The organism is Aurantimicrobium minutum, from assembly GCF_029892845.1.
GTDB classification, from domain to species: Bacteria; Actinomycetota; Actinomycetes; order Actinomycetales; family Microbacteriaceae; genus Aurantimicrobium; species Aurantimicrobium minutum_B.
The window spans coordinates 74064-86911 of sequence record NZ_JARXVT010000004.1 but is presented as its reverse complement, the minus strand read 5'-3'; the positions used below and the strand labels follow the sequence as shown (position 1 = coordinate 86911).

14 protein-coding genes are annotated in these 12848 nt (G+C 51.4%); 1 reads left to right on the top strand and 13 read right to left on the bottom strand.

The window, feature by feature from the left end; all coding sequences use genetic code 11:
• Positions 1-22: 22 nt before the first annotated feature.
• The 13 genes from nusB to M2118_RS06390 form a co-directional block, all read right to left on the bottom strand.
• Positions 23-436: a transcription antitermination factor NusB gene (gene nusB, locus M2118_RS06450; protein WP_280795104.1), complete on the bottom strand. Its 414-nt coding sequence runs from the start codon at positions 434-436 to the stop codon at positions 23-25.
• Between the two features lie 3 nt (positions 437-439).
• Entirely contained in the window at positions 440-1003 is a 564-nt protein-coding gene (efp, locus tag M2118_RS06445; protein ID WP_110233253.1) for an elongation factor P, read from the bottom strand.
• Between the two features lie 105 nt (positions 1004-1108).
• Positions 1109-1537 (bottom strand): type II 3-dehydroquinate dehydratase, encoded by a 429-nt coding sequence (locus M2118_RS06440; protein WP_280795103.1) that lies wholly within the window; start codon positions 1535-1537, stop codon positions 1109-1111.
• A 20-nt stretch (positions 1538-1557) separates the two neighbouring features.
• Positions 1558-2643 carry a 3-dehydroquinate synthase gene (aroB, locus tag M2118_RS06435; RefSeq protein ID WP_280795102.1) on the bottom strand — a complete coding sequence of 362 codons (1086 nt, stop codon included), beginning with the start codon at positions 2641-2643 and terminating at the stop codon, positions 1558-1560.
• Positions 2640-3161, bottom strand: coding sequence for a shikimate kinase (locus tag M2118_RS06430; protein WP_280795101.1), 522 nt, complete (start codon positions 3159-3161; stop codon positions 2640-2642). The genes aroB and M2118_RS06430 overlap by 4 nt, the downstream gene beginning before the upstream one ends.
• A gap of 4 nt (positions 3162-3165) precedes the next feature.
• Positions 3166-4359: a chorismate synthase gene (gene aroC, locus M2118_RS06425; protein WP_280795100.1), complete on the bottom strand. Its 1194-nt coding sequence runs from the start codon at positions 4357-4359 to the stop codon at positions 3166-3168.
• 40 nt (positions 4360-4399) lie between these two features.
• The gene (locus M2118_RS06420; RefSeq protein ID WP_280795099.1) at positions 4400-5257 is read right to left on the bottom strand and encodes a shikimate dehydrogenase family protein; all 858 of its coding nucleotides are present in this window, start codon (positions 5255-5257) and stop codon (positions 4400-4402) included.
• A gap of 4 nt (positions 5258-5261) precedes the next feature.
• Entirely contained in the window at positions 5262-6410 is a 1149-nt protein-coding gene (gene mltG / locus M2118_RS06415; RefSeq protein ID WP_280795223.1) for an endolytic transglycosylase MltG, read from the bottom strand.
• A 46-nt stretch (positions 6411-6456) separates the two neighbouring features.
• On the bottom strand, positions 6457-6924 hold the full coding sequence (ruvX, locus tag M2118_RS06410; protein WP_280795098.1) for a Holliday junction resolvase RuvX: 468 nt from the start codon (positions 6922-6924) through the stop codon (positions 6457-6459).
• Positions 6924-9584 carry an alanine--tRNA ligase gene (alaS, locus tag M2118_RS06405; RefSeq protein ID WP_280795097.1) on the bottom strand — a complete coding sequence of 887 codons (2661 nt, stop codon included), beginning with the start codon at positions 9582-9584 and terminating at the stop codon, positions 6924-6926. Before alaS ends, ruvX begins: the two co-directional genes overlap by 1 nt.
• 2 nt (positions 9585-9586) lie before the next feature.
• Complete coding sequence (locus tag M2118_RS06400; RefSeq protein WP_280795096.1) at positions 9587-9775, bottom strand: hypothetical protein; 189 nt, start codon at positions 9773-9775, stop codon at positions 9587-9589.
• Positions 9776-9891: 116 nt separating this feature from the next.
• Positions 9892-10521: a 30S ribosomal protein S4 gene (gene rpsD / locus M2118_RS06395; protein WP_096381021.1), complete on the bottom strand. Its 630-nt coding sequence runs from the start codon at positions 10519-10521 to the stop codon at positions 9892-9894.
• Positions 10522-10691: 170 nt separating this feature from the next.
• A complete protein-coding gene (locus M2118_RS06390) occupies positions 10692-12026 on the bottom strand; it encodes a replication-associated recombination protein A (RefSeq protein ID WP_280795095.1) in 1335 nt (444 codons plus the stop codon).
• On the opposite strand from M2118_RS06390, the gene M2118_RS06385 reads away from it, so the two are divergent.
• Positions 12025-12819, top strand: coding sequence for a peptidylprolyl isomerase (locus tag M2118_RS06385; RefSeq protein WP_280795094.1), 795 nt, complete (start codon positions 12025-12027; stop codon positions 12817-12819). The two genes, M2118_RS06390 and M2118_RS06385, sit on opposite strands and share 2 nt — an antisense overlap.
• Positions 12820-12848 lie beyond the last annotated feature (29 nt).

Sequence of the window (12848 nt, the reverse complement as noted above, 5' to 3'; positions counted from 1 at the left end):
TGTCGGTGTTGTACTTAGTGTATCAGTTTGCAGTCGAAGCGATAGTAGCCAACAGGCCGTTGACGTATCCAGAGGATTCATCGGTTGACAGGGTCTTTGCGGCTTCAACAGCTTCATCCACGGCAACAGCGCTCGGAACCTCTGGGTTGTACAGGATTTCCCACACAGCAATGCGCACAATTGCACGATCTACGGCAGGCATACGCTCTAGAGACCAACCACGAGCATATGTTTCGATGGTTTCATCGATTTCCACGCTGTGGTCGATAACACCATCAAGAATTTCACGGGCATAGAGCCACGAAGCAGAACGCTCCGGCTCACTGGCCGCTCTTTCTGCTTCCGCTTCTAACGCATCAGAAATTGAGATATCTCTCACATCTGCTGAAAAAAGCACATCGAGAGCGCGCTTGCGCGCTTTAGTACGAGCGCTCATGAATTAGTCGTTTACGCGACCCTGGTAAGAACCGTCACGAGTGTCGACCTTTACCTTGGTGCCGATTTCCAGGAACAAAGGAACCTGAATTTCAAAGCCTGTTTCAACAGTGGCGGGCTTGTTTCCACCGGTTGAACGATCACCCTGGAGGCCAGGCTCAGTGTAGGTAATCTCAAGAACGACAGAAGCAGGAAGCTCAACGTAAAGTGGTGTTCCTTCGTGGAGTGCAATCTGAACGTCCTGGTTCTCCAACATGAAGTTCTTTGCATCGCCCACAACTACTTCGGAGACAGAAAGCTGCTCGTAGTTGCCTTTGTCCATGAAGACGTATTCGTTGCCATCGTTGTAGAGGTACTGGAAGTCACGGCGGTCAACGTTCGTGATGTCGATCTTGGTACCAGCGTTGTAAGTCTTGTCGACAACCTTGCCAGTCATCAGGTTCTTCATCTTGGTGCGAACGAAAGCTCCACCCTTACCTGGCTTGACGTGCTGGAATTCAATGATTGTCCAGAGAGCACCATCGATGTTAAGGACAATGCCGTTCTTGATATCAGCGGTAGAAGCCATGTGTGTTCCTTTTTTATGAATCAAAATGCCCAAAGGCAAAACTGTGGGTGGTGACCCAACAGACAAGTCTACGTGTGTGCCCAGTATTACGAGCACATCGCAGCGCTAGCGTGTGAGTTGAGACAGAGCTAAACGGTAAGAATCAAAGCCGAATCCCGCAATAACACCTGTTGCTACAGCTGAAATTACGCTGTTGTGGCGGAATTCTTCACGAGAGTGTGGATTAGAAATGTGTACCTCAATGAGGGGAACACCAGCTTTGGTCACCATGGCAGCTGCGTCGCGAAGAGCGTAGGAATAGTGAGTGAATGCGGCAGGGTTCAAAATCACAGGGGTCTTCGAATCGACAGCTTCGAATAACCAAGACATCAGTTCAGGCTCTGAATCCGTCTGACGCAAATCAATATCGTGAGAGGGGGCATCTGCTTCGAGCAGAACTTTGAGGGCAGCAAGATCTTGGTTGCCGTAAACATCTGGTTCACGAGAACCGAGACGACCCAGATTTGGGCCATTGAGAACAAGAATGCGTGCCATATAACTAAGCCTAACGAAACTTAGGCTGTCAGTTCTTGGTAGGCAGTGAACAGTACCGACGTGTCTGGAACGTTCAAGATGGTGGGCTGTCCCACATCGCGCAAAACAACAAAGCGCAACATGGAACCACGAGCCTTTTTGTCACGTTTCATCGTGCCCAACAAATACTCCCAGGCCTCTGCACCATACGTAGTTGGCAGAGTGAGAGATTCAAGGATACGTCGATGACGATCGACAACCTCATCAGGAAGATTCTGCGTCATGCGAGAGAGCTCAGCAGCAAAGACCATACCGATGCTGATTGCTGCGCCATGACGCCAGGTGTATCGCTCAGCGTGCTCGATAGCATGGCCCAAAGTGTGTCCGTAATTGAGGATTTCGCGCTGCCCCTGCTCGGTGAAGTCTTCTGAAACGACTCGAGCCTTGATGCCGACAGAAAGTTCAATGAGACGTTGAAATTGAGGAGAAGTGGGGTCAGTGGCGACATCTACATCAGCTTCAAGGATGTCGAGAATTTCAGGTTCAGCTATGAAGCCACACTTCACAACCTCAGCAAAACCTGCAAGAAGTTCATTACGGGGAAGCTTTTCCAGAACATCTAGGTCACACACAACCGCATGTGGAGCATAGAAACAACCAACTAGGTTTTTACCCTCTGCGGTATTGATGGCTGTTTTGCCTCCGACAGAAGCATCAACCATCCCCAAAACCGTCGTGGGAATTTGTATCAACTTCACTCCGCGAAGCCACGTAGCGGCAACAAAACCAGCAAGGTCAGTTACAGCTCCACCGCCGAGACCAATAATGGCGTCCGAACGAGTGAAATCAGCTTGACCTAATACTTGCCAGCAGAAAGCTGCAACTTCCACGCGTTTTGCGTTTTCTGCATCAGGAACCTCTGCGAGAAGAACTTCACGTTCACCCATGAGTTGTTCACGAAGCTTGTTCGCGATTGCACCCATGGTCGGCGGGTGAATAATCAGAACTTTATTGACGGCAGGGCCAAAAATCGGGGCAAAGAACGACTCGGGATTGGCCAACATTCCTCGACCAATGTTGACCATGTAATCGCCGCCACCGGTGACGTGAATCTGGGAAATACTCATGATGCGCTGCCTTGTCGTGGAGTGCCGGCATTGATCCAAGTAACGATGTCTTTAGCTATCTTGTCCAGATCACCAGCCGATGTATCAAAAGTATTCCATGCAAGTTCTGTATAAATCGGCATACGGGCAGCAACAAGTTCTTTCCACGAATCAATTCCACCCCTCAGAAGAGGTCGTTTGGGGCCTTGAATTCTGGCTTCAACGGCTTCTTCAGAAACGGTGAGAAGAACAACAGGTACATTTTTCAAATCTGCCTGAGTCGCAGGATCGAGCACTGCTCCCCCGCCCAAACTCACAATGGCCTTCTGCGCAAGAGCATCAACAACGGCAGCACGTTCGTAATTGCGGAAAGTTGCTTCACCCGAAGAATCGAAGATGTCGACGATCGGGCCGTACTTCTCAACCACTACTTTGTCGGTATCAATTCTGGGAACATCGAGAAGTGACGAAACCCGCTTGGCGATTTTTGATTTACCCGAAGCAGGAGCACCGATAAAGACGACGACAGGCGATGCCACGTGCTTACTTGCCGACAGTGTGGACAGAGTCCGGTATGTGGGCGAGGTAGCTGTCTAGATTGCGCTTGGTCTCGCCAATGCTGTCGCCACCAAACTTCTCCAGAACAGCATTCGCAAGTGTCAATGCGACCATCGCTTCAGCAACAACGCCAGCAGCTGGAACAGCACACACATCAGAACGCTGGTGGTGAGCAGGGGCTGCTTCTCCGGTAGAAGTATCGATTGTGCGCAAGGCGTGAGGCACAGTTGCGATGGGCTTCATTCCGGCACGAACACGAAGAACGGTTCCCGTACTCATTCCGCCTTCGATGCCTCCAGCACGATCAGTTTCACGAACAATTCCCTCATCAGAAGCAAAGAGTTCGTCATGCGCAACGGAGCCACGGCGTCGGGTGGTTTCGAATCCATCTCCCACTTCAACACCTTTGATGGCTTGAATACCCATCAGAGCTGCAGCAAGCTGTGAATCTAAGCGGCGGTCCCAGTGAACGTGAGAGCCAAGCCCGGGTGGCAAACCGTATGCCAACACCTCAACAACCCCACCAATAGTGTCGCCATCCTTGTGGGTTTGTTCTACTTCTGCATACATCAAGTCACTCGTAGCTTTATCAAAGCAACGGAGTGGATCAGCATCGAGTGAATCAACATCTGAAGCATGTGGAAGCGGAGTTCCATCTGGAACCGAAACCGGACCAATGGCAATCGTGTGACTGACAAGAGTAATACCCAGCTCGTTCAAGAAGGAGCGTGCGACAGCGCCGAGGGCAACACGGGCTGCTGTTTCTCGTGCACTTGCACGTTCCAAGATGGGGCGTGACTCATCAAAGTCATACTTCTGCATGCCGACGAGGTCTGCGTGGCCTGGACGTGGCCTGGTAAGTGCAGCACCACGACCGGATTCAAGTACGGAGGCATCTACTGGAGCAGGGTTCATTACGTCGACCCATTTTGGCCATTCACTGTTTCCCACGCGAAGAGCAATCGGTCCACCGAGGCTTTTGCCGTGTCGAACACCACCTGAAATGTTGAGTTCGTCTTGCTCAAACTTCATCCGTGCACCGCGACCATAGCCGAGACGACGACGTTGAAGATCGAGCTGAATATCTTCGGCCAACACTGGCACGCCAGCTGGCAATCCCTCGAGAACAGCAATCAGTTCTGGTCCGTGAGATTCACCTGCGGTAAGCCATCTAAGCATGTATCAAGTTTGTCATAGACGCGGAGGAAGGAATTGCACTCTAGAGAGTTTCAAGCCCTACAGAAGCGAACATTGCACTTTTAACAGCTTCTTCGTCCGGAAGCACATCAAAAGGAGATCCCCCGACGAATATTCGAACCTGCATGAGTGCTTGGTGAGCAAGCATTCGAAGACCACTCACTACTTCTCCCCCAGCACTTGCCCATTCCCCAGCTCGAGCGCTGGGCCAGGGGCTGTAAGCAACGTCCAACAATGTGGCCTGCGTTGTCCTTGAAAGAGATGAAAGTGATTGAGAAACGTCGCCGGGAAGAGTTGAAATCGCAACATCAACTTCGGAGATTGAAGCAATCTCTTCAATCGAATTAACTGAGACATTCACGCCACATTCTTGGCCTACTGTTTCAAGATAAAAGGCTTTTTGTGGTGTTCTCGCGATGATGGAGACATGCTCTGCCCCCAGTTCTGCAGCAGCTGCAACTGCCGACGAAGCTGTTGCTCCGCTCCCGATGACAGCAACATGTAGAGCATGTTCTCGTTGACTGTCTCTGAGAGCATTGACGATTCCAAAAACGTCTGTATTGAATCCCCGAAGTGAACGGACACCATCATTGTCGTATTCACACAACAAGGTGTTCACTGATCCTGTTTGCTCCGACAGCAGATCAACGGTATTCGCAGCTAAAAGAGCTGACCCTTTATGTGGCATCGTCACGGATATTCCACGCAGAGATGAATCACGCGAAGCTAAGAAAGAGTCAAACTCATCAGGAGCAACATCAACAGCTTCATAATTCCACGCCAAGCCCAGTTGTGAATAGGCCGCTTTATGAAGAGCAGGAGAAAGGGAATGAGCAATCGGGTGGCCGACCACCGCGAGAGATTGAAGATCTAAGGTCATCTCATTATCCGACTGCTTCAGGGTGCGCTTCAAGCCAGGAGTAATACTGCTCTACGGCAGCCTCATGTTCTGCTGCTGTCTCGGTAAAGACAGTTTCACCTGTGGTCAGATTTACGGTGACAAAGAATAACCAAGGTCCCTCAGTGGGATTGAACGCAGCGTCAATAGCCACAGCACCAGGATTCGAAATGGGACCAATGGGTAAACCCGTCAGAATTCTGGTGTTGTAGAGGTTGCTTGTGTCATCTAAAGCAGCTTGGGTAATCAGCAAACAATCCTTGCCAATCAAACCTGCTCCGTAACAGGTTGTGACGTCGGAACCCATCGTCATGCCTTGTTCCAAACGGTTGTGGAACACACGAGAGATTTTGTACAAGTCCTCGGGGTCAGGACCGCTTTCACGCTGAATGACCGAAGCCATAATGATTGTTTCCCAGCGCTGATCAGTGGGAACACCAGCTGAATCAAGTGCAGCGAGAGATTCATCGACAAGTCTCTGAATAACCGCGTTAGCAGTCACACCAGGAGAGAAGGTATAGGTAGCAGGGAACAAGAAACCTTCAAGGGTGGTGGCTTGTTCTGGAACTCCGTATTCAGCGGGATTTGCAACGGCAGCTTCAAAATCTGCCAGGGGGATAGAGAGTCCCTCAGCAAGCATCTTGAGAACGTTCTTCTCTGTCGTGCCCTCAGGAATTGTCACCGTCAGTTCGACTCTGTTGGCAGGATCCAGGAGGGCATCTAAAGCTGATTGAGCAGACATCTCCAACTTCAGCTTGTAGACACCAGGAGTAAAGACAGGTTCAGGCGTGGTCTCCAAGAGCAGCTGGTAAAAAGATTCAAAACTTTTAGTCACACCAGCTTCGACAAGATTGTTGGCAATTTGATCACCGATTTCACCTTCACCAATAGTGAAAATGACTTCACCATGTCCCCCACCTGAATAATCGTTTTGGGAGCCACCGAGGATCCCGGTGTAAAAAAGACCACCCAGTACTGCGCCTACAAGAACAAGTACACCAATGATCGAACCAATGACGAGTGCTGGCTTGTTACGTGATGACTTCCTCCGTTTGCCGGCAGCATGTGACGGGACATCGGAAAATGTCGATGCCGAAGGAGGGGTTGGGCCTGGGGTGAATTGGTCGTCTAACATCACTGCCTGTTCGTGGAATGGACTTCTGCCAGCCTACCGAGGCACCTTATGACTGAGCTGGAAACTCGCTGAGGTCTTTACCCGGGAGCTTTCCCGTTGAACGCTCTGAATCCAGTGCGTGCTGCAAAATCATGACTGCTGCTACCTGATCAATAACCGAACGAGTTTGCTTTTGCTTCTTCCCCACGGCACGCATGGCTGAATGCGCAGAAACAGTAGTCAGACGCTCATCTATGAGCCGAATAGACACGTGTGTCAGTTTCGAGAGTTCGTGGGCCATCATGAGTGCATCGTCTGTCGAGGCAGTGTGAGAACCGTTGAGAGACAACGGTAATCCCACAATGATCTCGATGGCGTCAAGTTCGTCAACGAGTGCAACTAGTCGCGAAAGTGGAGCCTCGGAACCACGATCTACCGTTTCTACCGGCGTCGCTAAATAGCCGTCACGATCACTTCGGGAAACGCCAATTCGAACGGTACCGATATCTATGCCGACTCGAACGCCAGTTCGCATTAGAGGCCGCGAAGCTCCGAGACGATTGCTTGGAGAGCAGAACCAAGCTCTGCGACATTCGTTCCGCCACCTTGAGCCATGTCATCACGACCGCCGCCGCCACCGCCAAGGATTCCCGCAGCGAGCTTGGCAAGAGCACCAGCTTTTGCGCCTTCACCTCGAGAAGCCTCTGTAGTGGCAACAATCACGGCAGGCTTGCCGTCGACAACAGCACCTAAAGCAATAACGCTGTTGGTGGACTGAACCTTCTCGCGAACACCGGTAACCAAGTTTCGAAGATCATCGACAGATGCGACTCCAGTAACGGTCTCCACGATTGCTGTGACCTTACCTACAGGAGCAGCCTTACCAACAAGTGCAGGAATCTGCTCACGAACAGCAGCTGCTTCAAACTCAGCGATCTTGCGCTCTGCAGCTTTGAGGTTGGCAACGAGGTCTGCAACACGAGAGGTGACCTGTTCACGAGGTGCCTTCAACGAAGAGGACAGCTCATGCACAATGGCACGTTCAGCAGCCAATGACTTGAAAGCATCTGCTCCAACTAAAGCTTCAACTCGACGGTTTGAAGATCCAACTGATGCTTCGCTAACCAGGTTGATAAGTCCTACTTGAGATGAGTGAGCAACGTGAGTTCCAGCACAGAGTTCGCGTGACCAAGGGCCCCCGATGTCAACCATGCGGACGGTCTCGCCATACTTCTCACCAAAGAGAGCCATTGCGCCCATTTTTTTAGCATCGTCAAGAGCCATCTCACGAGTGACCACTTCGAAGTCGGACAAGATTGCATTGTTGGCAATCTCTTCGATTTCTGTCCGTGTTTCAGCAGAAAGTGCTTCGTTCCATGAGAAGTCAAAGCGCATGTAGCCAGCCTTGTTCAAAGAACCTGCCTGGTGGGCTGTTTCTCCGAGAACCTCACGCAATGCTGCGTGAACAAGGTGAGTAGCCGAGTGAGCAGCTGCAGCTGCAGCACGGTATGCCTTGTCTACAACTGTGGTTGCAGGAGCGCCAGCGTTTACCTGACCACTTCGAACCTCGACCGTGTGGGAAACGAGACCCTTGACAGGCTTCTGAACATCGAGAACTTCAAGGTCAAAACCGTCACCAATGATGGAACCAGCATCGGAGACTTGACCACCTGATTCTGCATAGAGAGAAGTTGCTCCCACGATGACTTCAACGATGTCTCCGGTTGATGCGCTCTGCACAGGAAGACCATCTTTGAGCAAACCAAGAATGCTGGTTTCCGTCTCTAAGTCGGTGTAACCGGTAAAGACTGTTTCACCCTTTGAGCGAAGATCGGTGTAAATAGAGAGGTCGGCAAGAATCGACTTCTTTGCTTTCGCATCAGCCTTGGCACGTGTGCGCTGATCCAGCATCAGAGTGTCGAAAGCAGCACGATCAACGCTCAGCCCAGCTTCTTCAGCCATTTCGAGGGTGAGGTCGATGGGGAAACCGAAGGTGTCGTGAAGCAAGAATGCTGTGTCGCCAGCAAGTGCTTGAGAACCTGACTTCTTAGTTTCGGTCACTGCAGTATCAAGAATGGTGGTTCCAGAAGCCAAAGTCTTGAGGAAAGTTTCTTCTTCACCATAGGCAATCTGCGAAATACGTGCGTATTCGTTCTCAACATCAGGGTAAGCAGACTTCATTGCATCGCGGGAAGCCGTAAACAGCTCTGGGAAAGTCACAGAGTCAACGCCGAGCAAACGCATGGCACGAACAGAGCGACGCAACAAACGACGCAGGATATATCCGCGACCTTCGTTTGAAGCTTGAACGCCGTCTGCCATGAGCATGAGTGCGGAACGAACGTGGTCAGCGACTACACGAAGACGAACATCGTTCTCGTGGTTTGCGCCGTAAGTTACACCCGCGAGTTCAGCAGCACGATCGAGCACTGGGCGAACCTGGTCGATTTCATAGAGGTTTTCTACGCCTTGCTTGAGGAAAGCAACACGTTCCAGACCCATTCCAGTGTCAATGTTTTTGTTGGGAAGTTCACCCAAGATTTCAAATTCGGTTTTGCTAGTTCCCTCACCACGGAGGTACTGCATGAAAACAAGGTTCCAGATTTCGATGTAGCGGTCTTCATCTGCGACAGGACCACCTTCAATGCCATAGGCAGGACCACGGTCGAAGTAAATTTCAGAACACGGACCTGCAGGACCGGGCTGGCCTGTTGACCAATAGTTGTCTTCCTTGCCGCGGCGCTGGATGCGCTCGTCAGGAAGACCAGCGGTCTTCTTCCAGAAGGCAATGGCTTCGTCATCGTCTTCATAAACAGTGACCCAGAGATCCTTCTCTGCAAAGCCAAGACCGCCATCAGATTCAGAAGAAGTCAGGAGTTCCCAGGCGTATTCAATGGCTTGCTCTTTGAAGTAGTCGCCGAACGAGAAATTTCCGTTCATTTGGAAGAAAGTACCGTGACGTGTGGTCTTTCCTACTTCTTCAATGTCCAGAGTACGAATGCACTTCTGAACGCTAGTGGCACGTGGATATGGCGGAGGCACAACACCAGAAAGGTAAGGAATGAATGGAACCATTCCTGCAACGGTGAAGAGAAGAGTGGGGTCATCACTGACAAGTGATGCAGAAGGAACTACGGTGTGCTCACGCGCAGCAAAAAAGTCAAGCCAACGTTGGCGAATTTCAGCGGTCTGCATAGTTAGTTCTTACGAGCTGCGCGCAGCTCTGCCTCACGCTCTTTGTAACCTTCAACGAGTGCGTCTGTGAAATCACGAGTCTTGGCGTCAAGATTGGCGAAGAACGCCTTGCCCTCTTCGGTCTGGTTAACTTTGTGCGCGACAAAGAAGCCGGCGATAACGCCTACGGTAAGCCAAAAGAGCTGCTTCATGATTTCTCCAGATGAAAGGTGCAAATGCGAGACTCCAGTCTATGGGAGCGCAGCACAAGCTATAAAACAAGAAAGGGTGCAGATCCGAAGATCCACACCCTTTCTGAGCTAAGAATTTAGCGAGCTGCGTAGTACTCAACCACGAGCTGAACGTCACAGGTGACGGGAACTTCTGCACGCTTGGGGCGACGCACCAAGGTTGCGTGAAGCTTGTCGAGTTCAACCTCGAGGTATGCAGGCACGGGAGGAAGAACCTCTGCGTGGCCACCAGCTGCAGCTACCTGCAGTGGCTCAAGTACCTCGGAGCGTGGCTTGACGTGGATGAGCTGTCCAGGCTTTACGCGGAAAGACGGACGGTCAACCAGCTGACCGTCAACAAGGATGTGACGGTGCACAACCAGCTGACGTGCCTGAGCGGTGGTGCGAGCAAAACCTGCACGCAGAACGAGAGCGTCGAGACGCATCTCGAGAAGCTCAACCAGGTTCTCACCGGTCAGACCCTGGGTCTTACGAGCTTCCTGGAATACGTTGCGCAGCTGAGCTTCGCGAATACCGTACTGAGCGCGTAGACGCTGCTTCTCACGCAGACGAACTGCGTAGTCAGAGTCAGCCTTGCGCTTGGTGCGGCCGTGCTCACCTGGAGCGTAGGGACGCTTTTCCAGGTACTTTGCTGCCTTGGGGGTCAGTGCGATGCCGAGGGCACGCGACAGACGGGTCTTGCTACGGGTACGTGACTTAGTAGACACAATTTCCTTTTCGATTGAACAAACAAAATGAACACGCTCATAGAGAGCGAAAAATCGAGGGGTTTGTCATGGTGCCCGGCTACAGGGCCATCCAGTTCTTTCGTTACTGTGTTGCAGCCGCGCTTCACAGTCGAAATAGACATTAAAACCTTATCACTATTGACGTGTGGCTATCGACGCTTCTTTGTGATGGCTCGAAGTTTCTCCAGACGCGCTTTGACATCACGTTCAGAACCGTGGTCTGTGGGCTTGTAGTACTCGGTTGAAACCAGTGTGTCAGGCAGGTATTGCTGTTCAACAACGCCGAGAACAGAATCGTGTGGATACAGGTATCCCTTACCGTGTCCAAGTTTCTTTGCTCCGGCGTAATGAGCGTCTCGAAGATGTTTGGGGACAGAACCTGATTTACCAGCTTGAACATCAGCTAACGCTGCATTAATCGCGTTGTAGGCAGCGTTCGATTTAGGGGCAGTAGCTAGATAAAGGGTGGCTTCGGAAAGAGGAATTCGACCTTCGGGCATACCAACAAAGGCAACGGCATCCGCAGCAGCTGTTGCAACAGAGAGAGCGTGTGGGTCTGCCAAACCAATATCTTCAGACGCAGAAATGATCAGACGTCGCGCGATAAATCGAGGATCCTCCCCCGCTGCAATCATGCGAGCAAGATAATGAACAGCTGCATCAGGATCAGAACCACGAATTGACTTGATAAAGGCACTAATGACGTCGTAGTGCTCATCACCATTGCGGTCGTAGCGAAGAAGAGCCGAATCCACTGCTGCCGAAACATGATCAGCCGTAACCGCAATGATTCCAGACTTCTTTTTCGAGGTTTGCTGAGCAATCGCAGAAGCAGCCTCTAAGGAAGTCAATACTCTACGAGCATCACCGGAGGCGAAATTGATGATTGCACCTCGAGCTTGTTCATCAACGCTGAATTTTCCTGCCAAGCCAAATGGCTCATCAAGAGCACGCTGGATAAGTGCATCTAACGCAGCATCAGAGAGTGGCTCGAGACGTAACAGGAGTGATCGTGAAAGCAAAGGAGTTACGACACTAAACGAAGGATTCTCAGTCGTGGCTGCTATGAGTGTGACCCAGCCGTTTTCAACGCCTGGTAAAAGGGCATCTTGTTGCGCCTTACTAAAGCGATGAATCTCATCAAGAAAAAGCAAAGTGCGTACGCCGTATAAATCACGCTGTGATTGAGCCTCCTCCATAACAGAACGGACGTCCTTCACCCCAGCAGTAACTGCAGAAAGTTCTACACAACGACGATCAGAAGAAGTCGCAATGGCGTGTGCCAAGGAGGTTTTACCCGTGCCGGGAGGGCCCCACAAAATAACAGACACTGCACTCTGGGATCCTGGTGCTGCCAACACTTGAAGAGGTGAGCCCGTCTTGAGGAGTTGATCTTGGCCCGCTACTTCAGTCAGACTCCGAGGTCTCATGCGAACGGCTAGAGGAGCTGTGTGTCCCCCGAGTGTCGAATCGCCCTGTGCCATGGACTTTAGATTAGCGTTGCTTCCTATGGCGAAGATGAGCGACAAACGCGTAACCAAAGAAGACCGAGACAGAATCAAGTCTTATGCAGATAGGAAAGCTGCTCATGAACGCGCGCAGAAGGCCAAAAAGGCCCGGAATAGAGCGATTGTCTGGTCAATCTCCGGCGTGACGGCAATTGCTCTTGGAATTGGTGTTACTTCAGCAGTTCTTTCCATCACGTCACCTGCCCCCGAAGTGACCTCTACTCCCTCTGCTTCAACAGATGGCTCCCCCGATGCTGCACTCAGCGAATACCGCGTGTGGAACGGAGCAATGGATGTTGCGGGTGTTCCCATTACTTTTGAACTCAACGGCGAAGCTGCCCCCAAAGCTGTGGCCAGCACAATCTCTCTGATTGGCAGTGGATTCTATGAAGGAATTAGCTGCCACCGCCTCACCATTGAAGGAATCTTTGTTCTCCAGTGTGGTGATCCTGTAGGAGATGGAACCGGTGGACCTGGTTATTCCTATGGCCCTGTAGAGAATGCTCCTGCAGACAACGTTTATCCTGCAGGAACTATTGCGATGGCCCGTCAAGGCGGAAACGGCAACTCTATGGGGAGCCAATTCTTCTTGGTATACGAAGACAGCACTATTCCCAGTGATTCAGCAGGCGGATACACCGTTATTGGTCGCATCACTAGTGGTCTTCCAGAGCTCGTGGCCCAGGTGACAAGCCAAGGCACAGCCAACGGTGGCACAGATGGTGCACCTAAGGTACCTGTCACACTCACTGGCGTGAGCGTTAAGTAACAGTCCCCGGGAAGGGAAGCCTTGCTCTA

What these genes read in the sequence shown, in the direction of transcription:
- M2118_RS06390 (WP_280795095.1), bottom strand. Translation starts at nt 12,026, where the DNA reads ATGGCACAGGGCGATTCGACACTCGGGGGACACACAGCTCCTCTAGCC.
- M2118_RS06420 (WP_280795099.1), bottom strand. Translation starts at nt 5,257, where the DNA reads ATGACCTTAGATCTTCAATCTCTCGCGGTGGTCGGCCACCCGATTGCT.
- nusB (WP_280795104.1), bottom strand. Translation starts at nt 436, where the DNA reads ATGAGCGCTCGTACTAAAGCGCGCAAGCGCGCTCTCGATGTGCTTTTT.
- M2118_RS06400 (WP_280795096.1), bottom strand. Translation starts at nt 9,775, where the DNA reads ATGAAGCAGCTCTTTTGGCTTACCGTAGGCGTTATCGCCGGCTTCTTT.
- M2118_RS06440 (WP_280795103.1), bottom strand. Translation starts at nt 1,537, where the DNA reads ATGGCACGCATTCTTGTTCTCAATGGCCCAAATCTGGGTCGTCTCGGT.
- M2118_RS06385 (WP_280795094.1), top strand. Translation starts at nt 12,025, where the DNA reads ATGGACTTTAGATTAGCGTTGCTTCCTATGGCGAAGATGAGCGACAAA.
- mltG (WP_280795223.1), bottom strand. Translation starts at nt 6,410, where the DNA reads ATGTTAGACGACCAATTCACCCCAGGCCCAACCCCTCCTTCGGCATCG.
- alaS (WP_280795097.1), bottom strand. Translation starts at nt 9,584, where the DNA reads ATGCAGACCGCTGAAATTCGCCAACGTTGGCTTGACTTTTTTGCTGCG.
- aroC (WP_280795100.1), bottom strand. Translation starts at nt 4,359, where the DNA reads ATGCTTAGATGGCTTACCGCAGGTGAATCTCACGGACCAGAACTGATT.
- ruvX (WP_280795098.1), bottom strand. Translation starts at nt 6,924, where the DNA reads ATGCGAACTGGCGTTCGAGTCGGCATAGATATCGGTACCGTTCGAATT.
- aroB (WP_280795102.1), bottom strand. Translation starts at nt 2,643, where the DNA reads ATGAGTATTTCCCAGATTCACGTCACCGGTGGCGGCGATTACATGGTC.
- efp (WP_110233253.1), bottom strand. Translation starts at nt 1,003, where the DNA reads ATGGCTTCTACCGCTGATATCAAGAACGGCATTGTCCTTAACATCGAT.